The organism is Parenemella sanctibonifatiensis, from assembly GCF_002250565.1.
GTDB lineage: Bacteria > Actinomycetota > Actinomycetes > Propionibacteriales > Propionibacteriaceae > Parenemella > Parenemella sanctibonifatiensis.
This window is the reverse complement of sequence record NZ_NMVJ01000010.1, coordinates 79,595-103,280: the sequence shown is the minus strand read 5'-3', so window position 1 is coordinate 103,280 and position 23,686 is coordinate 79,595. Positions and strand designations below refer to the sequence as shown.

Annotated in this window: 17 protein-coding genes, 1 tRNA gene and 1 pseudogene; 7 read left to right on the top strand and 12 right to left on the bottom strand. The window is 66.7% G+C overall.

What is annotated here, in order from left to right; genetic code table 11:
• Positions 1-108 precede the first annotated feature (108 nt).
• The 4 genes from CGZ91_RS12235 to rplJ all read right to left on the bottom strand — a co-directional run bounded on the left by CGZ91_RS12235 (position 109) and on the right by rplJ (position 8,914).
• Positions 109-3,975 carry a DNA-directed RNA polymerase subunit beta' gene (locus CGZ91_RS12235; RefSeq protein WP_094455564.1) on the bottom strand — a complete coding sequence of 1,289 codons (3,867 nt, stop codon included), beginning with the start codon at positions 3,973-3,975 and terminating at the stop codon, positions 109-111.
• A 90-nt stretch (positions 3,976-4,065) separates the two neighbouring features.
• The gene (gene rpoB, locus CGZ91_RS12230; RefSeq protein WP_179229353.1) at positions 4,066-7,545 is read right to left on the bottom strand and encodes a DNA-directed RNA polymerase subunit beta; all 3,480 of its coding nucleotides are present in this window, start codon (positions 7,543-7,545) and stop codon (positions 4,066-4,068) included.
• Between the two features lie 337 nt (positions 7,546-7,882).
• A complete protein-coding gene (rplL, locus tag CGZ91_RS12225; RefSeq protein ID WP_094450764.1) occupies positions 7,883-8,278 on the bottom strand; it encodes a 50S ribosomal protein L7/L12 in 396 nt (131 codons plus the stop codon).
• A gap of 15 nt (positions 8,279-8,293) precedes the next feature.
• Positions 8,294-8,914 (bottom strand): 50S ribosomal protein L10, encoded by a 621-nt coding sequence (gene rplJ / locus CGZ91_RS12220; protein WP_094455560.1) that lies wholly within the window; start codon positions 8,912-8,914, stop codon positions 8,294-8,296.
• A gap of 373 nt (positions 8,915-9,287) precedes the next feature.
• Here rplJ and CGZ91_RS15030 point away from each other — a divergent pair, with 373 nt between their 5' ends.
• Positions 9,288-10,073 carry a septal ring lytic transglycosylase RlpA family protein gene (locus tag CGZ91_RS15030; protein WP_407670881.1) on the top strand — a complete coding sequence of 262 codons (786 nt, stop codon included), beginning with the start codon at positions 9,288-9,290 and terminating at the stop codon, positions 10,071-10,073.
• Positions 10,074-10,077: 4 nt separating this feature from the next.
• Here the strand turns inward: CGZ91_RS15030 and CGZ91_RS12205 are convergent, their stop codons facing one another.
• A complete protein-coding gene (locus CGZ91_RS12205; RefSeq protein ID WP_179229352.1) occupies positions 10,078-10,284 on the bottom strand; it encodes a hypothetical protein in 207 nt (68 codons plus the stop codon).
• 218 nt (positions 10,285-10,502) lie between these two features.
• Between CGZ91_RS12205 and CGZ91_RS14685 the strand changes: the two genes are divergently transcribed.
• The 3 genes from CGZ91_RS14685 (at position 10,503) to CGZ91_RS14680 (ending at position 12,642) form a co-directional block, all read left to right on the top strand.
• The gene (locus tag CGZ91_RS14685; RefSeq protein ID WP_229116608.1) at positions 10,503-10,817 is read left to right on the top strand and encodes a nucleoside phosphorylase-I family protein; all 315 of its coding nucleotides are present in this window, start codon (positions 10,503-10,505) and stop codon (positions 10,815-10,817) included.
• Between the two features lie 85 nt (positions 10,818-10,902).
• Entirely contained in the window at positions 10,903-12,336 is a 1,434-nt protein-coding gene (locus tag CGZ91_RS12195; protein ID WP_229116607.1) for a sugar porter family MFS transporter, read from the top strand.
• 15 nt (positions 12,337-12,351) lie between these two features.
• Entirely contained in the window at positions 12,352-12,642 is a 291-nt protein-coding gene (locus CGZ91_RS14680; protein WP_324252665.1) for a PIG-L deacetylase family protein, read from the top strand.
• A gap of 37 nt (positions 12,643-12,679) precedes the next feature.
• Here the strand turns inward: CGZ91_RS14680 and rplA are convergent, their stop codons facing one another.
• The 6 genes from rplA to CGZ91_RS12160 form a co-directional block, all read right to left on the bottom strand.
• Positions 12,680-13,384, bottom strand: coding sequence for a 50S ribosomal protein L1 (rplA, locus tag CGZ91_RS12185; RefSeq protein WP_094455554.1), 705 nt, complete (start codon positions 13,382-13,384; stop codon positions 12,680-12,682).
• A gap of 71 nt (positions 13,385-13,455) precedes the next feature.
• Positions 13,456-13,887: a 50S ribosomal protein L11 gene (gene rplK, locus CGZ91_RS12180; RefSeq protein ID WP_094450760.1), complete on the bottom strand. Its 432-nt coding sequence runs from the start codon at positions 13,885-13,887 to the stop codon at positions 13,456-13,458.
• Between the two features lie 136 nt (positions 13,888-14,023).
• Positions 14,024-14,857: a transcription termination/antitermination protein NusG gene (nusG, locus tag CGZ91_RS12175; RefSeq protein WP_094455552.1), complete on the bottom strand. Its 834-nt coding sequence runs from the start codon at positions 14,855-14,857 to the stop codon at positions 14,024-14,026.
• Between the two features lie 27 nt (positions 14,858-14,884).
• The gene (secE, locus tag CGZ91_RS12170; RefSeq protein ID WP_229116604.1) at positions 14,885-15,460 is read right to left on the bottom strand and encodes a preprotein translocase subunit SecE; all 576 of its coding nucleotides are present in this window, start codon (positions 15,458-15,460) and stop codon (positions 14,885-14,887) included.
• An 82-nt stretch (positions 15,461-15,542) separates the two neighbouring features.
• Positions 15,543-15,615, bottom strand: a tRNA-Trp gene (locus CGZ91_RS12165).
• 126 nt (positions 15,616-15,741) lie between these two features.
• The gene (locus CGZ91_RS12160; protein ID WP_094450757.1) at positions 15,742-16,980 is read right to left on the bottom strand and encodes an aminotransferase class I/II-fold pyridoxal phosphate-dependent enzyme; all 1,239 of its coding nucleotides are present in this window, start codon (positions 16,978-16,980) and stop codon (positions 15,742-15,744) included.
• A gap of 114 nt (positions 16,981-17,094) precedes the next feature.
• Between CGZ91_RS12160 and CGZ91_RS15025 the strand changes: the two are divergent.
• Positions 17,095-17,193 (top strand): annotated as a pseudogene (locus CGZ91_RS15025) (twin-arginine translocation signal domain-containing protein); the annotation flags it as partial.
• 12 nt (positions 17,194-17,205) lie between these two features.
• On the top strand, positions 17,206-21,222 hold the full coding sequence (locus tag CGZ91_RS12155; RefSeq protein ID WP_229116603.1) for a heparinase II/III domain-containing protein: 4,017 nt from the start codon (positions 17,206-17,208) through the stop codon (positions 21,220-21,222).
• Between the two features lie 132 nt (positions 21,223-21,354).
• Here the strand turns inward: CGZ91_RS12155 and treZ are convergent, their stop codons facing one another.
• Positions 21,355-23,181: a malto-oligosyltrehalose trehalohydrolase gene (treZ, locus tag CGZ91_RS12150; protein WP_229116602.1), complete on the bottom strand. Its 1,827-nt coding sequence runs from the start codon at positions 23,179-23,181 to the stop codon at positions 21,355-21,357.
• Between the two features lie 182 nt (positions 23,182-23,363).
• Between treZ and CGZ91_RS12145 the strand changes: the two genes are divergently transcribed.
• Complete coding sequence (locus CGZ91_RS12145; RefSeq protein WP_229116034.1) at positions 23,364-23,675, top strand: hypothetical protein; 312 nt, start codon at positions 23,364-23,366, stop codon at positions 23,673-23,675.
• Positions 23,676-23,686: the final 11 nt, after the last annotated feature.

The following is a 23,686-nucleotide window of genomic DNA, read 5'->3' as shown; positions in this document are numbered from 1 at the left end:
ACCGGCGCCCGGGCGCCGGACAGCAACGGCGGGACAGGAACGAGCACGGGCCGGCGTACCAGTTGGTACGCCGGCCCGTGAGGTGCCTCAGTTCGTGACGGTACGCCCTCAGGCGCGGTCGAAGTCACCGCCCAGGTCGTACTCCTCCAACGGCACTGCGTCACCGGAACCGGTGCCGAAGTCGAAGCCGTAGGCGTCGTAGGACATCGTGTACGCCGCCGCCTTGGCATCGGCGGTGGGCTCCACCCGGACGTTGCGGTAACGGTCCAGACCGGTACCCGCCGGGATCAGCTTGCCGAGAATGACGTTCTCCTTCAGGCCGACCAAGGAGTCCGACTTGCCGTTGATGGCCGCGTCGGTGAGGACCTTGGTGGTCTCCTGGAAGGAGGCCGCCGACAGCCACGACTCGGTCGCCAGCGACGCCTTGGTGATGCCCATCAGCACCGCACGACCCTGAGCCGGCTGGCCGCCCTCGGTCACGACGCGACGGTTCTCGGCCTCGTAGGACAGCCGGTCCACCAGCTCACCCGGAAGCATGTTCGCGTCGCCGGACTCGATCACGGTGATCCGTCGCAGCATCTGGCGAATGATGATCTCCAGGTGCTTCTCGTGGATACCGGCGCCCTGCGCCTCGTACACCTTCTGTACCTCGCTGACGAGGTGCTGCTGCACCGAGCGGACACCCCGCACCCGCAGGACATCCTGCGGATCCGGCGTACCCGTGGCCAGCTGGGCACCGGCCTCGACGGCCTGGCCGTCCTCGACCAGCAGTCGGGCCCGCTTGGCAACGGTGTACTCCAAGTCCTCGCCACCGTCGTCACGGGTGATGATCAGCTTGCGGCTGCGCTCACCCTCCTCGATCGTGACGCGGCCGGCGGCATCGGAGATGGGCGCCTTCCCGCGCGGCGTACGAGCCTCGAAGAGCTCGGTGACACGGGGCAGACCCTGCGTGATGTCGTCACCGGCCACACCACCGGTGTGGAAGGTACGCATCGTCAGCTGGGTGCCGGGCTCACCGATCGACTGGGCTGCGACGATACCGACGGCCTCGCCGACGTCGACCAGCTTGCCGCTGGCCAGCGAACGGCCGTAACAGGTGGCACAGGTGCCCACCGTCGACTCACAGGTGAAGACCGAACGGACCCGGACCTCGGTGACGCCGGCGCGGATCAGCGTGGCGATGTTGGCATCGCCGAGGTCGGCACCGGCCGGGACCAGCACCTCCCCCTTGTCGTCGACGGCATCCACCGCGAGGGTACGGGCGTACACCGCGGTCTCGACCTCGTCGTGAGGCACCAGGGTGCCGTCCTCGTCCTGGGCGATGAGCTTGGTCAGACCACGCTCGGTGCCACAGTCCTCCTCACGGATGATGACGTCCTGGGCGACGTCCACCAGTCGACGCGTCAGGTAACCGGAGTCTGCGGTACGCAGCGCGGTGTCGGCCTGACCCTTTCGACCACCGTGGGTGGAGATGAAGTACTCCAGAACCGTGAGGCCCTCACGGAAGTTCGACTTGATCGGACGCGGGATGATCTCGCCACGGGGGTTGGCCACCAAGCCACGCATGGCGGCAATCTGGCGGACCTGCACGAGGTTTCCTCGTGCGCCCGAGCGCAGCATCATGAAGATCGGGTTGGTCTCCGAGAAGGTCTTCTCCATCTCCGAGCCCAGCCGTGCCACGGCGTCGGTCCAGATCTGGATGAGCTCCTGACGGCGCTCCTCCTCCGTAACCGCACCACGCTCGTAGAGCTTGTCGATCTTGGTGGCCTTCTCCTCGTAGAAGGCCATCAGTTCCGGCTTGTTCGGCGGCGTGGTGACGTCGCCGATCGATACGGTCACACCGGAGCGGGTGCCCCAGTAGAAGCCCATGTCCTTGAGCCGGTCCAGGGTGTCGGTGACGTCAGCCTTGGTGTAACGCTCGGCCAACTCGTTGACGATCCGACCAATCGCCTTCTTGCCGACCAACTCCTCCACGAAGGGGAAGTCCTTGGGCAGCGACTGGTTGAAGACCAGTCGTCCGAAGGTGGTCTCCACTACAGCAGAGCCGTCGGAAGCCAGGTCGATCGACTGGCCCACCGAGGGGGTGTAGTTCGGGACCCGGACCCGGATCTTCGAACCCACCTCGATCTCACCGTTCTCGAACGCCATCTGCGCCTCGGCGGGCGAGCTGAAGCGACGCCCCTCACCCTTCGCGCCCTCGATGAGCATGGTGAGGAAGTACATGCCGATGATCATCTCGTGCGAAGGCATCGTGACGGGACGACCGTCAGCCGGCTTCAGGATGTTGTTCGTCGACAGCATCAGGATGCGCGCCTCGGCCTGGGCCTCGGGGCTCAACGGAAGGTGCACAGCCATCTGGTCACCGTCGAAGTCAGCATTGAAGGCGGCACAGACCAGCGGGTGGAGCTGGATGGCCTTGCCCTCGATCAGCTGCGGTTCGAACGCCTGGATGCCGAGTCGGTGCAGCGTGGGGGCGCGGTTCAGCAGCACCGGGTGCTCGGAGATGACCTCTTCGAGGACGTCCCACACGATCGGGCGCTGACGCTCCACCATCCGCTTGGCGGACTTGATGTTCTGGGCGTGGTTGAGGTCGTCCAGCCGCTTCATGACGAAGGGCTTGAAGAGCTCCAGCGCCATCGCCTTGGGCAGACCACACTGGTGCAACTCGAGCTGCGGACCAACCACGATGACCGAACGGCCGGAGTAGTCGACGCGCTTGCCGAGCAGGTTCTGACGGAACCGGCCCTGCTTGCCCTTGAGCATGTCCGAGATCGACTTCAGCGGGCGGTTGCCCGGTCCGGTGACCGGACGGCCCCGGCGACCGTTGTCGAACAGCGAGTCCACGGCCTCCTGCAGCATCCGCTTCTCGTTGTTGACGATGATCTCGGGCGCGCCCAGATCCAACAGCCGCTTGAGGCGGTTGTTGCGGTTGATGACGCGACGGTAGAGGTCGTTCAGGTCGGAGGTGGCAAACCGGCCACCGTCGAGCTGGACCATCGGACGCAGGTCCGGCGGGATGACCGGGACGGCGTCCAGGACCATGCCGCTGGGGGCGTTGGTGGTGTCGCGGAAGGCGGCGACAACCTTGAGGCGCTTGAGGGCACGCGTCTTGCGCTGGCCCTTGCCGCTGCGGATGGTCTCGTGCAGGCTGGCCGACTCGGCCTCCAGATCGAAGTCGATGAGCCGGCGCTGGATCGCCTCGGCACCCATCGATCCGCTGAAGTACTTGCCGAACCGGTTCTTCATCTCGCGGTAGAGGATCTCGTCACCCAGGAGGTCCTGGACCTTGAGCGACTTGAACTGACTCCACACGGCATCGAGGCGGTCCAGCTCACGCTGGGCACGGTCGCGTACCTGCTTGATCTCCTTCTCGGAGCCGTTCTTGACCTTGTTGCGTACATCGGCCTTGGCGCCCTCGGCCTCGAGACGGGCCAGGTCCTCCTCGAGCTTCTGCATCCGGGTCTCGATGTCGGCGTCGCGACGGTTCTCCAGCTGCTTGCGCTCGACGTCGACCTTGCCTGCGAGCTGCTCCAGGTCACGGTGGCGGGCATCCTCGTCAACCGAGGTGATCATGTACGCCGCGAAGTAGATGACCTTCTCCAGGTCCTTCGGGGCGATGTCCAGCAGGTAACCCAGCCGGCTCGGAACGCCCTTGAAGTACCAGATGTGGGTGACCGGGGCGGCCAGCTCAATGTGGCCCATCCGCTCACGGCGGACGTTGGAACGGGTCACCTCGACGCCACAGCGCTCGCAGATGATGCCCTTGAAGCGGACACGCTTGTACTTGCCGCAGTAGCATTCCCAGTCCCGGGTGGGACCGAAGATCTTCTCGCAGAACAGGCCGTCACGCTCAGGCTTGAGGGTGCGGTAGTTGATGGTCTCGGGCTTCTTGACTTCGCCATGCGACCACTCGCGGATCTGGTCGGCAGAGGCCAGACCGATGCGAAGCTGATCGTAGTAGTTGACATCCAGCACGGTGGTTTTCTCTTTCTGTCGAATCTGTCTGAGTCCGGCGCCGGAGCGGGCGAGAAGAGCTCACCCGCACCGGCAGGGCGGGGTCAGGACTCAGAGGTCGTCGACGCCAGCGAAGGAATCGGAGCCAGGTCGGCGGGAGAGGTCGATGCCGAACTCCTCGGATGCGCGGAAGTCATCCTCGGAGTCACGCAACTCGACGATCGTCCCGTCCGAGGAAAGGACCTCGACGTTCAGGCAGAGCGACTTCATCTCCTGGATCAGCACCTTGAAGGACTCAGGGATGCCGGGCTCGGGGATGTTCTCGCCCTTGACGATGGCCTCGTAGACCTTCACGCGGCCGGGGACGTCATCGGACTTGATGGTGAGCAGTTCCTGGAGCGCCCACGCTGCACCGTACGCCTCCAGAGCCCACACCTCCATCTCACCGAAGCGCTGACCACCGAACTGCGCCTTACCACCCAGCGGCTGCTGGGTGATCATCGAGTACGGACCGGTCGAGCGGGCGTGGATCTTGTCGTCCACCAAGTGGTGCAGCTTCAGCATGTACAAGTAGCCGACACCGATGCGGTCCGGGTAGGGCTCACCGCTGCGACCGTCGTACAGCTGTGCCTTGCCGTGTCCGTCAACCATGCGGTTGCCGTCGCGGTTGGGCATGCCGTGGTCCAGCAGACCGGTGATCTCTTCCTCGCTGGCACCGTCGAAGATCGGGGTGGCCAGACGGGAGTCCGGATCGACCTTCTCCAGGCCGACCTCGCGCAGGCGCTCGGCCCACTCCTCGGAGACACCGGAGACGTCCCAGCCGGCCTTGGCGATCCAGCCGAGGTGCATCTCGAGGACCTGACCCAGATTCATCCGGGAGGGCACACCGAGCGGGTTGAGCACGATGTCGACGGGAGTGCCGTCCTCCATGTAGGGCATGTCCTCGACCGGCAGGATCTTGGAGATGACGCCCTTGTTGCCGTGACGGCCGGCGAGCTTGTCACCGTCGGAGATCTTTCGCTTCTGGGCGATGTAGACGCGGACCAACTGGTTCACGCCGGGCGCCAGCTCGGCGCCCTCCTCACGCTCGGAAACCCGGATGCCGATGACGGTGCCGGTCTGGCCGTGCGGCACCTTCAGGGAGGTGTCGCGGACCTCGCGGGCCTTCTCGCCGAAGATGGCGCGCAGCAGGCGCTCCTCGGGAGTCAGCTCGGTCTCGCCCTTGGGGGTCACCTTGCCAACCAGGATGTCACCGGCAGTCACCTCGGCGCCGACGCGGATGATGCCGCGCTCGTCGAGGTTGGCCAGCATGTCCTCGCTGACGTTGGGGATGTCCCGGGTGATCTCCTCGGGGCCCAGCTTCGTGTCGCGGGCGTCAACCTCGTGCTCCTCGATGTTGATCGAGGTGAGGGTGTCGTCCTGGACGAGGCGCTGCGACAGGATGATCGCGTCCTCGTAGTTGTGGCCCTCCCACGGCATGAAGGCGGTGAGCAGGTTCTGCCCCAGCGCCAGCTCGCCGTTCTCGGTGCAGGCACCGTCGGCAATCGGCGTACCGGCCTCGACCCGGTCACCCTCACGCACCAGCGCCCGCTGGTTGATGCAGGTGGCCTGGTTGGAGCGCACAAACTTCTTCATGCGATAGGAGTCGTAGGTGCCGTCATCGTTGCTGATGTCGATGATGTCGCCGCTGAGCGAGGTGACCACACCCGGCTTGGCTGCGACGGTGACCTCACCGGCGTCGATGGCCGTACGCCATTCCATGCCGGTGCCGACCAGCGGGGCCTCGTTGTGAACCAACGGCACGGCCTGCCGCTGCATGTTCGCACCCATGAGGGCGCGGTCGGCGGCGTCGTGCTCCAGGAACGGAATGAGGGCGGTACCCACTGACACCATCTGGCGCGGCGAGACATCCATGTACTGCACCTCGGCCCGCGGGATGGTGTCCACGTCGCCGTGGCGCTTACGCACCAGCACCCGCTCCTCGGCGAAGGACCCGTCCTCGTCGAGGATGGCGTTCGCCTGGGCGATCACGTAGCGATCCTCCTCACCAGCGGTGAGGTAGTCGATCTGGTCGGACACCTTGCCGTCGATGACGCGGCGGTAGGGGGTCTCGATGAAGCCGAACGGGTTGACCCGCGCGTAGCAGGCCAAGTAGCCGATCAGGCCGATGTTCGGGCCTTCCGGCGTCTCGATCGGACACATACGCCCGTAGTGCGAGGGGTGGACGTCACGGACGTCCATGCCGGCGCGGTCACGGGACAGACCGCCCGGGCCGAGCGCGGACAGACGCCGCTTGTGGGTCATGCCCGACAGCGGGTTGTTCTGGTCCATGAACTGCGACAGCTGGGAGGTGCCGAAGAACTCCTTCAGCGCCGCCGAGACCGGGCGTACGTTGATCAGGGTCTGCGGCGTGATCGCCTCGATGTCCTGAGTGGTCATCCGGTCGCGCACGACGCGCTCCATGCGACCGAGGCCGGTACGCAGCTGGTTCTGGATCAACTCGCCAACGGTGCGGACGCGACGGTTGCCGAAGTGGTCGATGTCGTCGACCTCGACCAGAACGCCACCGGGCAGCTCGGTGCGACCCTCGTGCAGCGCGACCACGTAGCGGATGGCGGAGACGATGTCGTCCTCGGTCAGCACCTGCTGGTCGAAGGCAACCTCGAGTCCGAGCTTCTGGTTGACCTTGTAGCGGCCCACCTTGGCGAGGTCGTAGCGCTTCTCGTTGAAGTAGTAGTTGTTCAGCAGCGTCTCGGCGGCCTCACGCGTGGGCGGCTCGCCCGGACGCAGCTTGCGGTAGATGTCGAGCAGCGCTTCGTCGGTGTTCGACGTGTGGTCCTTCTCGAGGGTCTGGCGCATCGACTCGTACTCGCCGAACTCCTCCAGGATCCGATCCTCGGTCCAGCCAAGAGCCTTGAGCAGGATCGTGACGGGCTGCTTGCGCTTCCGGTCCAGGCGTACGCCGACCTGATCGCGCTTGTCGACCTCGAACTCCAGCCAAGCGCCGCGGGAAGGAATGATCTTGCAGGTGAAGATGTCCTTGTCCGAGGTCTTGTCCGGGGTCTGCTCGAAGTAGACACCGGGCGAACGGACCAACTGGGACACGACGACCCGCTCAGTGCCGTTGATCACGAACGTGCCGTGATTGGTCATCAGCGGGAAGTCACCCATGAACACGGTCTGCGACTTGATCTCGCCGGTCTCGTTGTTCATGAACTCGGCAGTGACGAACAGCGGCGCCGCGTAGGTGACGTCCTGCTCCTTGCACTCCTCGACGCTGTACTTCGGGGCCTCGAAGCGATGCTCGCTGAAGGACAGCGACATGGTCTCGCCGAAGTCCTCGATCGGCGACAGCTCCTCGAAGACCTCCTCCAAGCCGGACCGGGTGTTGATGTCGGTACGTCCCTGCTCCAGGGCGGCGTTGACGCGCTCCACCCACGGTTCAGCAGCGATCAGCCACTCAAAGGACTCGACCTGGAGGTCGAGGAGATCGGGGATCTCGAGTGGTTCATGAATCTTTGCGAAGGAGATCCGCCCACTGGGCGAGATGACGTTGGTGTTCTTCTTCGAGGCAGTGCGCGAGGCGGCCAAGAGTCGATCCTTCCAAGCACCGCTTGCGAGGCGGTTCATTGCAGGCGGAACGGCCCGTGTCAAGACACGGGGCGTCGACGAGCGTGGGGCAAATACTTAGCATAGTGATTGGGTGCACGCAACGCAAGTGGGTCACGGATCGCGACACTCGCCGACGCGTCGCCGGCTCCGGCGTCACTGCCGAACGGGACCCACGATACCGGACCTGTCACCCTTGTCCAGCAGGTGCGCGCCGGCACGTCGCTGCCATCGGGACAGCACGGAGACGCAGACGTGGCGGCCACCCCAAGGGTGACCGCCACGCGTACAGCTGGGTGAATCCCTGGCGGGGATCAGATCACTTGAAGCTGACCTTGCCGCCGGCAGCCTCGAGCTTCTCCTTGGCAGCCTCGGCGTCTTCCTTCTTGACGCCCTCGAGGACGGCCTTGGGGGCGCCCTCGACGAGGTCCTTGGCCTCCTTGAGGCCGAGGCTGGTGAGCGCGCGAACCTCCTTGATGACCTGGATCTTCTTGTCGCCAGCGGACTCGAGGATCACGTCGACCTCGTCGCTGCCAGCGTCAGCAGCGTCGCCCTCGCCGCCGGCCGCAGCAGCGCCCGGAGCAGCGGCAACCGCGACCGGAGCGGCGGCGGTGACGTCGAAGGTCTCCTCGAAGGTCTTCACGAACTCGGAGAGCTCGATGAGGGTCATTTCCTTGAAGGCCTCAAGGAGTTCTTCGGTGGTGAGCTTTGCCATGGTGGTGGTCCTTCCTCAGTTTGCAGCGTCGGCCGCGTCGGCCGCGTCGTCGGTGTTCGCAGCAGCAGCTGCATCGGTGGTGTCCTGGTCGGTGCTGCCAGCACCGGCAAGGGCGGAGGGGTCGGCCTCGGCCTTGGCCTGCAGCGCACCGAGGGCGCGCGCAGCCTGCGCCAGCGGCGCGTTGAACAGCTGAACGGCCTTCTGCAGGGACCCCTGCATGCCGCCGGCCAGCTTGGCCAGGAGGACCTCACGCGACTCGAGATCAGCAAGCTTGCTGACCTCGGAAGCGTCGAGGACGCGCCCGTCCATGTATCCGCCCTTGAGTTCCAGGAGCGGGTTGTCCTTGGCGAAGTTCTTCAGACCCTTGGCGACGCTGGCAACGTCACCGGTGATGAACGCGATGGCGGTCGGCCCGAGGAGCTGGTCATCCAGTCCCTCGATACCGGCTTCCTTGGCCGCGATCTTGGTCAGAGTGTTCTTCGTCACGGCATAGGTGGCGTGCTGTCCGAGGTCGCGCCGAAGTTGCTTCAGCTCGGCCACCGACAGACCGCGGTAATTGGTGAGCACGACGGCGTCAGAATTGCTGAAGCGTTCCTTCAGCTCTGCCACCGCGGCCACCCGATCCGGGCTCGCCATGGGGTCTCCTTCCCACTTCTGTGCAGTAACCGCCGAAGACTGCTGGGAAGTTCCCGGACATCAAAAAAAGCCCCATGCACAGGAGCACGGGGCAGGAACACGACTGAGTCGTGCCACCATTCCAGTTCAACCTGCGCGGGCCACGTCCGCCCCACTCACGCGGGGCTGAAGCACTTGGGGTCCAGGGACCAACCAGCGGTCTTCGGCAGCCACGAACTCTACGCGAGGTCGGGGCGTACGCCAAATCGACGCTGTTCCGAATCGTCAGCCCGCAGCCTCAACCCGAGGTCAACACCCCGATTGCCAGCCTGCCGCGGGTGTGATTCGGTCAGCTTGCTCGATCTGCACGTACTTCCCCACCGCAAGGAGCACCATGTCCGCATGGACTTCCCGGGCCCGGTCCGTCCTGGGCCGCGGCGCCATCGCCATCGCTCTCGGCACCGCTCTGGTGATGCCGAGTCAGGCGTACGCCGCCGTCACCGCCCTGGACTGCGACACCAGCGGGGTGTTGTGCGGCTCCTCGGAGCGGGTCGACCCGCCGCTGCAGCAGGGCGATCGGGGCCCGGATGTGGTGCGCCTGCAGCAGTGGCTGAGCACGGTCGGGATCACCGTGCCCGACACCGGCAACTACCTCGAACAGACCACCGCCGCCGTCCGCACCGCCCAGGAACGTTACGGCCTGTCGGTCACCGGTCGCGCGGACGCGGCCCTGTGGAAGGCACTCGACGCCGACATCCAGGACGGCCTGCCCACCCCGGAGCCGCAGCCCGAGCCTGAGCCGCAGCCCGAGCCTGAACCCGAACCCGAGCCGGAGCCGCAGCCCGAACCCGAGCCGGAGCCGCAGCCCGAACCGGAACCGGAACCGGAGCCCAGCGGGCCGGTGCAGCGGTGCGGTGCTTCCTTCTATTCCGATCCGCAGCCCACCGCCTCGGGCGAACGGTTCGACCCGACCGCCCTGACCGCTGCCCACAAGGAACTGCCCTTCAACACCCGCGTGAAGGTCGCCAACCCCTCCAACGGCAAGAGCGTGGTGGTCCGGATCAACGACCGCGGCCCCTACATCGACGGTCGGTGCCTGGATCTCTCCCGGGCTGCCTTCGCTGAGATCGCCGATCTCAACCAGGGCGTCCTGGAGGTGGAATACCAGGTCCTCGACTGATCGCTCAGACCGTGAAGCCGCGGTGCCACCTCAGCAGTACATCCAACACTGACCGGACCACCGAGGAAACCGCCGCGGCATCCAGCGGAGCCAGGGCGAGGTGCTCGCCGTGCTGGCGGGTCATCAGCATCAGTTGCTGCACGATCCAGCTGGTCCCGGGCTGGGCAGTGACCAGTAGCAGCAGCGGCAACTCACTGGTCTTGCGCGCCATCAGCCACAGCACCCCTTCACCGACGGGAACGGCCGCACGGGCCGAGCGCGGGTCCACGCGATGCTCGCGGGCAAGGGGCTGACCAGCACCACCGCGCCCGTCTCCGCCGGGCTGCTCACAGATCTGGAGGCGTACACCGCGGCGCTGACCGCCTATCGCGCGCGGGCGACGCCCGGCCGATCGTCGAGGAGTTCGCGCGGGCGGGGCGCTTCGCCGCCGTGACCGCGACCCGACTGGTGGACGACCTCTCCGCGCAGCTGGACGAGGATCGCGCTCACCTGGCCGGGCTGCGCCGCCACGCCCTCGCCTGGCGGGTGCTCCCGCTGCTGGTCGGGCAGCCGATCGTCGCCGCCGCCCATCTGCGGGACGTGCTCGAGGTCCCCGCGATGTCGGCCCAGCGCGCCCTCGCCCAGCTCGCCGAGGCCGGGATCCTGCACGAGGCGACCGGTCGGACCAGGAACCGCGTCTGGCAGCACCGCGACCTCCTGGCGATACTCGACGACTACGCGGAGCAGGTGCGCCGCAGCGGGTGAGCTGCAGTCCTCGCCCGTCCCCGGGGGTGTACGGTGACCGGCACGTGGACGACGCATCTGACGCCGACCCGAGGAGATGGTCCCCATGAGCGCACCCGCACAGACCCTCAACCCGAAGGTGGTCGGGATCAGCATCGCCGCGGCCGTCGGCGGCTTCCTGTTCGGCTTCGACACCTCGGTGATCAACGGCGCGGTCGGTGCCCTCTCCGCGGAGTTCTCGCTCGGGGCGGGCCTGACCGGCTTCGCCGTCTCCTCCGCGCTGCTCGGGTGCGCCGTGGGCGCCTGGTTCGCGGGCTCCCTCGCCAACCGCTTCGGCCGCATCCCGGTGATGGTCATCGCCGCGATCCTGTTCTTCGTCTCCGCGATCGGCTCGGGCCTCGCCTTCGGGGTGTGGGACCTGATCGTGTGGCGCGTCGTGGGCGGGCTCGGCGTCGGCGCCGCGAGCGTCATCGCCCCGGCGTACATCGCCGAGGTCGCACCCGCGAGATACCGCGGGCGCCTCGGCTCGCTGCAGCAGCTCGCGATCGTGCTGGGCATCTTCGCGGCGCTGCTGTCCAATGCGGTGATCGCGAACACCGCCGGCGGCGCCGCGGAGTCCCACTGGTTCGGGGTCGCCGCCTGGCGCTGGATGTTCATGATCGAGGCCGTGCCCGCCGCGGTATACGGCGTGATGGCCCTGTTCCTGCCGGAGTCGCCGCGCTATCTCATCGGGAAGGGCGAGCGGGACAAGGCCTCGAAGGTGCTCTACGACTTCACCGGCGAGCTCGACGTGAACCTCAAGATCCAGCAGATCAGCCACTCCCTGGAGCGGGAGAGCAGGGAGAGCCTGCGGGACCTGCTCGGCGGCCGCTTCGGGCTGCTGCCGATCGTGTGGCTCGGGATCGCGCTGTCGCTGTTCCAGCAGCTCGTGGGCATCAACGTGATCTTCTACTACTCGACCACGCTGTGGCAGTCGGTCGGCTTCGACGAGTCGCAGGCGCTGCTGACCTCCACCATCACCTCGGTGATGAACATTGTCGCGACGATCATCGCGATCCTGCTGGTGGACCGGGTGGGCCGCCGCGTCATGCTGCTCGTCGGCTCGGCGGGCATGACGGTGTCGCTGGGACTCATGGCGCTGGCCTTCTCCTTCGGGAAGACGGCGGCCGGGGCGGAGTCGGTGTCGCTGCCCGATCCGTGGTCGACCGTGGCGCTGATCAGCGCCAACGCCTTCGTGATGTTCTTCGGCACCACCTGGGGCCCGCTGGTCTGGGTGCTGCTGGGCGAGATCTTCCCCAACCGGATCCGCGCCTCGGCCCTCGCGGTCGCGGCCGCGGCCCAGTGGGGCGCGAACTGGGCGGTCTCGGCGACCTTCCCGACGCTCTCGGAGATCGGCCTGACCTTCGCCTACGGCCTGTACGCGGCCTTCGCACTGCTGAGCCTGCTGTTCGTGGCGCGCTGGGTGCCCGAGACGAGGGGCCGCGAGCTGGAGGACATGGACCAGCTGCGCCTGGGACGGCGGGGGGCGACCGACGGCTGAGCACAGTCCCACCGCCTGGACCTGTCGGAGCCGCCCGAGATCGTCGCGCCGCTGCGCGAGACGGAGCAGCGCAGCGCCTGCGCACAGGTCGACGTGGAGGACCTGCGCCATCTCGACCACCCCGACGGGATGCTCGAGCACGGCCTGACGCTGCGCCGGGACATCGCCCGCGTGATCCGGCAGGTGCGCCCCGACCTCGTGCTCACCTCGGCCGAGCACGATCCAGCAGGCATCCACCACGCTCGCCACGGGGGACGCCGAAGCGGCGAAACGTTGCTGGCACAAGTAAAGCGGGACCGGTCCTGATGACCGATCCCGCTTCACAGGTGCGTCAGGTGTCGCCTCAGGCGGTCGCCTCCGACTTGACCACGTTGCCGTCGACCAGGACGCCGGGGCCCATCGTCGAGGAAACCGTGATCTTGCGCAGGTACTTGCCCTTGGAAGCGCTCGGCTTGAGTCGCAGCACCTCGTCGAGAGCAGCGAAGTAGTTCTCCTCCAGCGCCTCCTGGGAGAAGCTGGCCTTGCCCACGACGAAGTGGAGGTTGGAGTGGCGATCCACGCGGAACTCGATCTTGCCGCCCTTGATGTCGGACACGGCCTTGGCCACGTCCATCGTCACCGTGCCGGTCTTCGGGTTCGGCATCAGGCCACGGGGGCCGAGCACGCGGCCCAGTCGGCCGACCTTGCCCATCATGTCGGGCGTCGCGACGACCGCGTCAAAGTCCAGGTACCCCTCCTGGACCTTGGCGAGCAGATCATCGGAGCCGACCTCGTCGGCGCCTGCGGCCAGCGCCTGCTCGGCACGCTCACCGGTGGCGAAGACGAGGACCCGAGCCGTCTTGCCGGTGCCGTGCGGCAGGTTGACCGTGCCGCGGACCATCTGGTCCGCCTTACGGGGATCAACACCGAGACGGATCGCGACGTCGACGGTCTCGTCGAACTTCGCGGAGGCGCCGCCCTTGACCAGGCTGAGGGCCTCACTCGGTGCGTAGGCCTTCTCGGCCTCAATCCGCCCGGCGGCGGAGGTGTAGTTCTTGCTGCGCTTCATGGCTGGACTTCCTTCGTGTTGTTCCAGATGTGGTGCGGGCCGCGCTTGGCCCTCCCACGGGGTGCGGGCGGTCAGCCCTGGACGGTCACGCCCATCGAGCGGGCAGTGCCCTCGACGACCTTCATGGCGGCATCAACGTCGTTCGCGTTGAGGTCAGGCATCTTGGTCTGGGCGATCTCGCGGACCTGGTCCTTGGTGATCTTGCCGACCTTGTCCTTGTTGGGAGCGCCCGAGCCCTTGCTGACACCGGCGGCCTTGCGGATCAGGTCCGCGGCCGGCGGGGTCTTGGTGATGAACTCGAAGCTGCGGTCCTCGAAGATCGTGATCTCGACGGGGATGACGCTGCCACGCATCGACTCGGTCTGCGCGTTGTACGCCTTGCAGAACTCCATCATGTTGACGCCGTGCGGGCCGAGAGCGGTACCGACCGGCGGCGCGGGAGTGGCTGCGCCAGCGTTCAGGGCGATCTTGACGACCGCGGCAACCTTCTTCTTGGGGGGCATTCTGGGTCCTTAGGTAAAACGGGTCACTGTGGGTGAATGATTGCGGCTCCACATCGGCCGCCACGCGGGCGGCTCCACCTGCAGAGCGCACAACCACTCCATCCTAGACCAGCCGATCTGATTCTCAGAATCGCGGTCAGATGGCCTTCTGCACCTGGCTGAACGTCAGGTCGACCGGGGTGGACCGGCCGAGGATCTCGACCAGCGCCTTGATGCGTTGGCTGTTGGCGTTGATTTCGGTGATGCTCGCCTGGACGCCAGCGAAGGGACCGTCGATGACCTCGACGGAGTCGCCCACCTCGAAGTCGGCGACCTCGATGGCCTGACGCTTCGGCTTGGACGATGCCACCGGCTCCAGGGCCGACAGCACCGAGGGGGCCAGCATCCGCTCGACCTCATCGAGGCTGAGCGGGATCGGATCCTCGCCGCCGGCGACGAAGCCGGTGACCGAGGGGGTGCCACGTACGCCGACCCGGGCCTTGTCGGTCCAGTACATCCGGACCAGCACATAGCCGGGCAGCACGGTGCGGGTGACGTTCTTCTTCTGTCCCTTGCGGATCTCGGTGACGGTCTCAGTGGGGACGACCACCTCGAAGACGTCATCCTCGAGCTGAAGCGACACGATCCGGTTGTCCAAGTTCTGCTTCACCCGGTTCTCCATGCCGGAGTAGGTGTGGAGCACGAACCAGTCACCGGGCTTGGACCGCAGCTCCTCGCGCAGTTCCTCGAGAGCAGCCTCCTCCCGAGCGGCCTGCTCGTCCTCGGCGGCCCCGTCAGTCTCGTCCTCGTCATCACCGAGGTCGATGTCGTCATCGGCTGAATCGGACTCCTCACCCAACTGGCCCAGATCGATCTCGACATCGTCACTGTCGCCGGACTCGGCACTGAAGTCACCGAGGTCGATCTCGATGTCGTCGGTCGGGTCGCCGGAGGTCAGGTCGACCTCGGCTTGTTCGTTCTCAGACACGATGTTCCTTTTCGTTGATGTGGGCTCGCATCAGCCCAGCAGCTCGAGCAGCGCGGTGCCCAGGGCGAAGTCCAGCAGGCTCACCAAAGCGATGATGAACACCACGAAGACCAGAACGCCGATGAAGTACTGGCGCAACTCGGTGCCGGTGGGCCAGACCACCTTACGCAATTCGACAACCGAGCCCTTGACGAAGGCAACCGGGCCCTTCCCGCCGAGATCATCGTCGGTGGTGGCGATCTCCTTGCGGACGGGACGCTTCGAGGCGGGAGCCTCGTCCTCGTCCTCGTCCTCGTCTTCGGAGTCGTCGTCCTTGTCGAGGTCAACCTCGTCCAACTCGGCGACCTCGGCCTCGGCGTCCTCCAGCTGGGCGCGGTCGATGTCCACACCTTCGCCGTAGGGCTCGTCCTCGGTCAGTTCCTCGGCGTCCGGATCGTCGATGTCTTCGACCTCAACCTCATCCGGATCAGCATCGACGTCCGACTCGTCCTCCACCAGCTCATCGTCCGCCAGCTCATCGGCCTCATCAGCAGGGTCATCACGGACGGCGTCGTCGTCTGCAGGATCATCCGAAGCCCGCTTGGGCCTGCGCTCCTGGTCTGCCACGTCGTTCCTTCGCTGTTTCGGCTGCATGCTGGCGACGGCTGCCGCCGCGCCGGCGCGGCGGGCGCCTCAACGACGTGCGTCGCAGGGCAAGAGGGACTCGAACCCCCAACCTTCGGTTTTGGAGACCGATGCTCTGCCAGTTGAGCTATTGCCCTTCCGGTGGCTCCGAGGGCCGCGCGGACGCGGCTCAGCGGTGTTGGGTGCCACCAAGAGGTTGAGTGTAGGCCCTCCATCCCCAATGGTCGAATCTGTTGACCCGCCGATGGGATGGCCGGCCCCGCTCAGGCCTGAGAGGGTACCTCGGCGGCAGCAAGGCGTACGCAGATGGCGACACCTTCGATGGCCGCCTCCAGCTGGGCCAGCGAAGGCATCGTCGGCGCCAGCCGGATCACCCGGTCATCGGGGTCATTGCGGTAGGGATGGCTGGCGCCGGCCGGGGTCAGCGCGATGCCAGCCTCCTTGGCGAGCTGCACCACCCGGGTCGCGGTGCCGTCAGCCACCTCGAGGGTGATGAAGTAGCCGCCAGCCGGATGGGACCAGCGCACCGCCTCGGCGTCACCGAGCCGCTCCTGCAGGATCCGCAGTGCCAGGTCAAACTTCGGTGCGATGATCTCGCGGTGCCGTCGCATGTGGGCACGGACGCCCTCGGCGTCTCCGAAGAACCGCACGTGTCGCAGCTGGTTGACCTTGTTGGGGCCGATGCTGCGGAAGCCGGCGTAGTTGCGGAACCAAGCGATGGTCTCGACAGAACCGCCCAAGAAGGCCACCCCTGCACCGGCGAAGGTGATCTTGGAGGTGGAGGCGAAGCTGATCACCCGGTCCGGGTTGCCGGCTGCCGCGGCCAGCCCGTGCACGTCGATGGGGGCCGGCTCCTCGTCGGTCAGGTGGTGCAGGGCGTACGCGTTGTCCCACATGATCGTGAAGTCCGGCGCCGCGGTCGGCATCGAGACCAGCGCGCGTACGGTCTCCTCGTCATAGACCGCCCCAGTGGGGTTGGCATAGGTGGGCACCGTCCAGATGCCGACGATGCTGGGGTCCTCGGCGACCAGAGCGGCGATCTGCTCGACGTCGGGGCCGCGCTCCCCCAGTGCCACGGGCACCATCTCGATCCCCATCGACTCACACAGCGCGAAGTGGCGGTCGTAGCCGGGCACCGGGCACAGGAACTTGACCGAACGGCCCGCCCAGGGTTCCGCCCCGTTGCGGCCGTGCAGCAGCGAATAGACCAGCACGTCGTGCATCAGCGAGAGGCTGGAATTGTCCAGCGCCAGCAGCTGCGCGACCGGAACATTGAGCAGTTCGGCGAAGATCTCGCGCAGTTCGGGCAGGCCCTGATCGCCGCCGTAGTTGCGGACGTCGACGCCGGCGGCGCTGAGATGGTCGCCGGCACCGGGCAGGGACAGCATTTCCTCGGCCAGATCGAGCTGTTCGGGAGCCGGCTTGCCCCGGGTCAGGTCCAGAGCCAAGCCCTGGCCCAGGAGATCGTCGTACGCGCGCTGGAAGTCGGTCGCCTCAGTCATGTGGCTCAGCCTATCGACTGCTCACCGGTGTGAACGTGTCGTTCCGCGGCAACGGGGTTGACCTGAAGAATCCGTTCTCTAGGCTGTACCTCACCCAACGACGAAGAGGTCATCATGCACGGATCACCTGATCCCATCCCCCATCACATCTCCCGACGTGCCGTGCTCCAGGCGTCCGCCGCTGGTGCCGTGGCCGCCGGGATCGGCACCGGAACGGCCCATGCCATGTCACCCACGGTCCCCAGCCAGGCCACCCCGGCCCCCAACTCGGCCGAGATCGTCTTTGCCCGCGACACCGCCTTTGTCGGCGATCACCTCACCGTGCCGGTGCGGGCGTACGGCGCGGACGGGATTCTGATCCCCCGCGAAGCCCTGGAGGCGACCTGGTCGGTCTCCGACACCGCGCTGGCCACCATCGACGAGGCCGGTGTCCTGACGGTGCTGGCGGCCGGCTCCGTGACGGTCAGCGTCGAGCTGACCAACGCCGGTGGCCTCACCGCCAGCGCCGAGCTCGCTCTCGAAGAACTGGTCACCCACAAGACCCGCAGCACCATCCACACCGATGAGAAGCGAGCCAACGCGGCGACCAACATCGCCAACCTGGCATGGGCGGCAGGCATGCGCGACGCCGCGGTCGCCGACGCCAAGACCTGGCTCGACCTCGGCCCGGAGAAGCTGTGGGACCTGGTTCCCTCCCAGCAGATCCCGCGCAGCTACGCCAAGCGCAGCGTGGAGAAGCTCGGTTGCCTCAACTGTGGTGAAGCGGTGCACGCCTTCGGCAACTACCCCTACACCGCTGATCCGATCAACGATCCGTGGAAGATCACGTGTCCGAATTGCTCGATGCGATTCCCGACCAACGATTTCGCCGCCTACTACCAAGGCGGTCTGGATGAAAACGGGCTCTTCGACGCCGACGTCGCCCGCAGCCACAACGAGCAGCTCATCGCCGACGGCGGCACCGGCAACCTGGTCAATGTCGAAGCCCCCGACAAGGGCGCCGACTGGGGCGTCGACGCCGGACCGGGCGTGATGCTGGACGACGGCGCCCGCTACACCCCGGTCGCCTACTACGCCCACTGGCAGCTGTGGCATTCCGGTGGTGTCCTGATCCGGGCCGTCGGGGCGCTGAGCCAGGCGTACCTGCTGACCGGTGACGTGGCGTACGCCTCGACCGGCATCGCACTGCTGGACCGGGTCGCCGACATCTATCCCGACCTCAATCTGGATGACTGGACCTATCCCGACGGCTATCTGAACTCCAACGGCAACTCCAGCCGCGGCAAGGCCATCGGGTCGATCTGGGAGACCAGTGGGGTGCGCAACTTCCTGCTCGCCTATGACGCCTTCTATCCGGCGCTGGCGGACGGCACTGCGGATCCGGTGGACTCCGCCGTGTTGGCGATGTTGGACGAGCGCAGCAACCTGATGGACAAGACCAACCCGGCCCGGATCCGTCGCAACATCGAGGACGGGTTGCTGCGCCAGATCCTGCCGGCGGTCAAGCGCGGCGAGATCCGGGGCAACAACGGCATGCACCAGGCCACTCTGGCTGCGGCGGCCGTGATTCTGGACCATCTCCCCGAGACCAAGGAGATGATGGACTTCAACTTCGCCACCGGCGCAGTCACCGGTCAGAAGGTCGAGGGCGGCAACATGGCCTCCATCTTCGTGGACCTGATCGACCGCGACGGCAGCGGCAATGAGGGCGCCCCGGAGTACAACTCGCTGTGGCTGGGGACCTTCAGCACCGCCGCCAGCTATCTGGACGGCTATCAGTTGGAGGGCTTGGAGCCCTATGACCTCTTCGAACACGCGAAGTTCCGCAAGCTCTATGACTCGCAGTATCCGCTGACCATGATCAGTGCGTACACCCCGACCATTGGTGACTCCGCCAAGACCGGCAACCCGGGCACCACGGTGAATGCCTCGTACATGACGACCGCCTTCAACCGTTACCAGGATCCGGTCCACGCCCAGGTGCTCTTCGACGCCAACGGCGGCACCACCCGCGGGCTGCGCGGCGGCATCTTCGACGCCGACCCCGACGGGCTGGCCGACCAGGTCCAGGCCGTGATCGACGAGCTCGGGCCCCGCATCGAGACCAGCAACATGCTCACCGGATTCGGATTCGCGGCGCTGCGCACCGGCGTCCGCCCTGACAATCCAGTGCCGACGCGGGTCGAGATCAGCGCGGTCGACCTGCCCATCGTCGAACAGGACCAGCCGACGAAGTACTTCGAATCCAATGGCACGGTCCAGTTCGAAGCCACCGGGGTGGGTGACTCGATCACCTTCGAGTTCACCCTCGAGCAGGCTGCCGAGGAGCACTTCCTCATCGACATGTGGACCGCGGCGACCTACGGGAAGTATTCGGTCCAGATCGACGGCACCGAGATCAACCCATCCTTGTCCTTCCAAGGCTCCGGGGCACAGACCAAGCCGGTCGGACCGGTGACCTTGGAGCCTGGCACCCACACCCTGACGTTGACCGTGGTCGACGCCACCGGCGGTCCGAAGGCGGGCCTACGGGCGCTCGTCTTCGGTGTGCAGGATCCCAGCGACGCGGACCCGGGCACCGAGCGCGGCGCCTGGCTCTATTTCGGTCGCAACACCGGCCACGGCCACAAGGACACGCTCAACCTGGGCTACCACGCGTACCGGATGGACCTGTTGGCCGATCTGGGCTACCCCCGCTATGCCAACAGCATCGACATGCACCGCAAGTCGCTGGTGATGAACACCATCGCCCACAACACCGTCGTGGTGGACAAGCTGCGGCAGGATTCGCAGGTGGTCGCCAAGCCGCTGCTCTTTAGCCAGTCCGACTGGGCGCAGGTCATCGACGTCGACGCGAGCACCGCGTACGCCAAGGCGAGCGAGTACCGGCGCACCACCTTCCTCATCAACACCGGCGAGAACAGCTCCTATCTGGTCGACCTGTTCCGCGTCACCGGCGGGTCGGAGCATCTGTTCAGCTTCCACGCCCAGGAGTCGGAGGCGGTCGAGTCCTCGGCCGAGCTGACCCCGCAGCGCGACGCTGCCGGTGAGTACGTCGGCAGTTACGCCGGCCCGGACGTGCCGTATGACGATGAGGTGGACGACCCGACCGGGCAGTCCTACTTCTTCTCCGTCGATCGGTCCGCAGCAGCAGTGGACTCCCCCACCATCACCTGGTCGCAAGTCCGCGACACCTGGAACGTGCTCGGCGCCGGAGCGCACGCTCCGACCGACGTGTCGGTCCGGGCCCGGATGTTGACCTCCTTCGACGAAGTCGCCCTGGCCGACACCGAGCCGCCGAACAACAAGCCCGGCAACCCGGAGCGGGTGCGCTACCTGTTGGCGAAGCGAGCTGCCGAGAAGTCGCTGTTCACCTCGGTGATCGAGGCCTACCAGGGGTCGGAGACGGTGACCGGGGCCATCCCGGTCGAGGTCACGTTGGCCGACGGAACTGCGGCTGCCGAGCATGAGGTGCGCGCGGTGCAGGTCAGCCTGGCCGACGGGCGTACCGATCTGGTCGTCCACGCACTCAACGCCGACCAGACCTACAGGGTCGGCGGGCGGACCTTCCGGGGCTCGGCGGGTGTGCTGCGCACCGGCGGAGAGGCCGAGGAGGTCTTCGTGGCGGGCGGTTCGGAGTTTGGTCCGGCGTACGCCCAGTTGCCAGCGCTGACCGGCACAGTCGACAGCTTCACCGAGGAGCTGAAGTGGGAGAACGAGCTGCGAGTCAGCTTCGATGCTCACCAGGCCTTCCGCCTCACCGCGGACGATCTGGTCGGCCGCTATCTGGTCGCCGAGCACACCGGCGATCGCAACGCGGTCTATCGGATCCATGCGGTGCGGGGCTGGAGCGAGGCCGGCTGCGTGCTGGACATCGATAGCCAGAGCCCGATCCAGGCCTATCTGGATGCCAACGACCTGGACCAGGGCTTCCGCTACGACTTGGTGGCCGGGGCGAGCTTCCGGATCCCACTGACCGCGACCTCGGCCACCGACGGTGAGGCGCAGCTGCGGGCGGCCGTCAGTCATCTCGATGCTGCGGGAGAGCTGGCACCGCCGGCCAAGGCGCAGTTGCCGAAGATCATCGACGAGGCGGCCACGGCCGACTCGGCGACCCGACGGCAGACCCAGCTGCGGCGGTTCACTGCCCAGCTCGAGCTGCGGCCGGTCCGGCAGGCGCTCTCGGATGCGGGCTACACGCTGCTGAAGGCGACCGCCGAGGGATGGGCGAAGCAGGCCTGACCCGATCGCCACAGCAGAGGGCGGCGTCGAGGATTCCTCGGCGCCGCCTGTCTGTCGTCCGGCCTGTCCGTGTCGTCTGGCCTGTCTGTGTCGTCTGGCCTGTCTGTGTCGTCTGCCAGCTCGTGGTGGACGTCAGTCCTGGTCGCGTACCAGCTTGAGCACGGCCGCGCCATGCCCACCCAGCGTCAGGGTGTACGCCGGAGGCTGGTCCGGCTGGTCGGTCACCTCGGCCTCATGGATCACCTCAGGGTTGGCCGCCAGTCCGACCTCGCCCACCTCCAACACCAACTCCTGCTCCTCATCCAGGGGCACCTGAGCCGGTTCGGCACCAAAGTTGAGCGCGACCGCCATCTCTTCGCCGCGGTCGATCACCAACCAGGACTGGCCCGCTTCGTGCCGGGCCGACACGGAGTCGAAACGCGGATCTGTGAAGTCGGGATGGCTGCGGCGCAGGTCGATCAGTCGCCGGTAGAGGTCGAGCAGGTCCCGGTGGGGCTGCTGGTCGACTTCGTCCCAGTCAAGCTTGGAGGACAGGAAGGTTTCCCGGTCCTGGGGGTCGGGCACCGTCGCCGGATCCCAGTCCATCTTGGCGAACTCCTCCAGCCGCCCCTTGCTGACGGCCTCGGCCAGGTCGGGCTCGGGGTGGGAGCTGAAGAAGGTGAAGGGAGTGCTGGCACCCCATTCCTCACCCTCGAAGATCATCGGCGTACAACCGGACAGCAAGGTGACCACGGCGGCCAGAGCCAGCTGTTGGCGGCTGACCCGACTGGACAGCCGGGAACCGTCGGCACGATTGCCGATCTGGTCGTGGTTGTCGGAGCAGACCACCAGCCGCCAGGTGGGCGTGGTGGGGATGTCGATGCGGCGACCGTGCCGGCGGCCGCGGAAGCTGGACTCGGTGCCGTCGTGGTAGAAGCCGTTCTCGACCACCTTGGCCAGCGCCGAGACCTGCGCGAAGTCGGCGTAGTAGCCGGACGAGTCACCGGTGAGGTTGGCGACCACGGCGTGGTGAAAGTCGTCGCTCCATTGCCCTGCCAGCCCATAGCCGCCGGCCTCGCGCGGGGTGATGAGGCGCGGATCGTTGAGGTCGGACTCGGCGATCAGGCTGAGCGGTCGCCCCAGGAAGGCGCTGGTGGCCTCGGTCTCGATGGCCATCTCCTCCAACACGTGGATCGCAGTCCGGTCCACCAAGGCATGCACCGCATCCAGCCGCAGTCCGTCGACGTGATGGTCGACGAACCACATCTTCAGGTTGTCCAGGATGTAACGGCGCACCTGGTCGGAGTCCTCGCCGTCGAGATTGACCGCCGCGCCCCAGCCGGTCTGGACGTCGTCATTGAGGTAGGGCGCGAACACCGGCAGATAGTTGCCGCTCGGCCCGAAGTGGTTGTAGACGACATCCTGAATGACGCCCAGGCCGCGCTGGTGGGCAGCATCGACGAACCGCTGGTAAGCCCTCGGGCCGCCGTACGGGGCGTGCACGGCGTACCAGTCGACACCGTCGTAACCCCAGCCGGCCTCACCGTTGAAAGCGTTGACCGGCATCAGTTCGATCAGGTCGATGCCCAGATCGGCCAAGTGATCCAACTTGTCGATGGCGGCATCGAGAGTGCCCTCGGGGGTGAACGTGCCGATGTGCAGTTCGTAGATCACTGCGCCGGCCAGCTGCCGCCCGGTCCACTCCTGATCGCCCCACTGGTACGCCTCGGGGTCAAAGGTCCGTGACCGGCCGTGGACGCCGTCGGGCTGCCAGCGGCTGCGCGGGTCCGGCAGCACGGTGTCGGAGTCGTCGTTGACGATGTAGCCGTAGTCGACTTCGCCACTGGTGACCTCCTCGGGCAGGTCAGCCGCGGGCCGCCACCAGTCGTCCGCGTCGCGCTCCATGGCGTACGTGACGTCGCCCGCGATCAGGGCCAGGTCGGTGACGCGCGGCGCCCAGACATCGAACGAGTTGGTCACAACTGCCTCCATGTGGTCGGATCAAGCGGCTCGGATCAATCGGCATTGCTGAATTGACGCTGCGGTCGGACGGCGCAGCCAAGCCGGCCCGCCGCTTTGCAGGATAGCGGCGGGGTCGGACCTCTCTGTGACGCCGGGCAGGCGGGCGTCCACGGAGCTGAGGTCAATGGCAGGATGGCCTCATGGCGGAGATGCAGATGGATGGTTCCTTGGTGCGAGCAGCACGCCACCTCTCCCAGGTCGCAGTACGCACGGTGGCCGGCCGGGCCAAGGTCGACCCCAAGGCGCTTCGAGACTTCGAACGCGGGGGTGCCGCGTTGGACAGGGACGAGCTGCAGCGCGTGACCGCCGCCCTGGAGCACTACGGCATCCAATTCATCCGTGAGGACATCAACGGCGGCGTGGGCGTACGCCGTCGCATCCCTCGGTCGACGGTCACCATGATCGAGCGCTGGGAGGGCGAAGGCGGGCCGGTCGGCGAGGACGACATCTGAGGCTGAGGACT

Bases quoted from the DNA above. Each gene is read 5' to 3' on its own strand.
- rplL (WP_094450764.1), bottom strand. From the start codon at position 8,278: ATGGCAAAGCTCACCACCGAAGAACTCCTTGAGGCCTTCAAGGAAATG.
- rplJ (WP_094455560.1), bottom strand. From the start codon at position 8,914: ATGGCGAGCCCGGATCGGGTGGCCGCGGTGGCAGAGCTGAAGGAACGC.
- CGZ91_RS15030 (WP_407670881.1), top strand. From the start codon at position 9,288: ATGTCCGCATGGACTTCCCGGGCCCGGTCCGTCCTGGGCCGCGGCGCC.
- CGZ91_RS12205 (WP_179229352.1), bottom strand. From the start codon at position 10,284: ATGGCGCGCAAGACCAGTGAGTTGCCGCTGCTGCTACTGGTCACTGCC.
- CGZ91_RS12195 (WP_229116607.1), top strand. From the start codon at position 10,903: ATGAGCGCACCCGCACAGACCCTCAACCCGAAGGTGGTCGGGATCAGC.
- rplA (WP_094455554.1), bottom strand. From the start codon at position 13,384: ATGAAGCGCAGCAAGAACTACACCTCCGCCGCCGGGCGGATTGAGGCC.
- rplK (WP_094450760.1), bottom strand. From the start codon at position 13,887: ATGCCCCCCAAGAAGAAGGTTGCCGCGGTCGTCAAGATCGCCCTGAAC.
- CGZ91_RS12160 (WP_094450757.1), bottom strand. From the start codon at position 16,980: ATGACTGAGGCGACCGACTTCCAGCGCGCGTACGACGATCTCCTGGGC.
- CGZ91_RS12155 (WP_229116603.1), top strand. From the start codon at position 17,206: ATGTCACCCACGGTCCCCAGCCAGGCCACCCCGGCCCCCAACTCGGCC.
- CGZ91_RS12145 (WP_229116034.1), top strand. From the start codon at position 23,364: ATGGCGGAGATGCAGATGGATGGTTCCTTGGTGCGAGCAGCACGCCAC.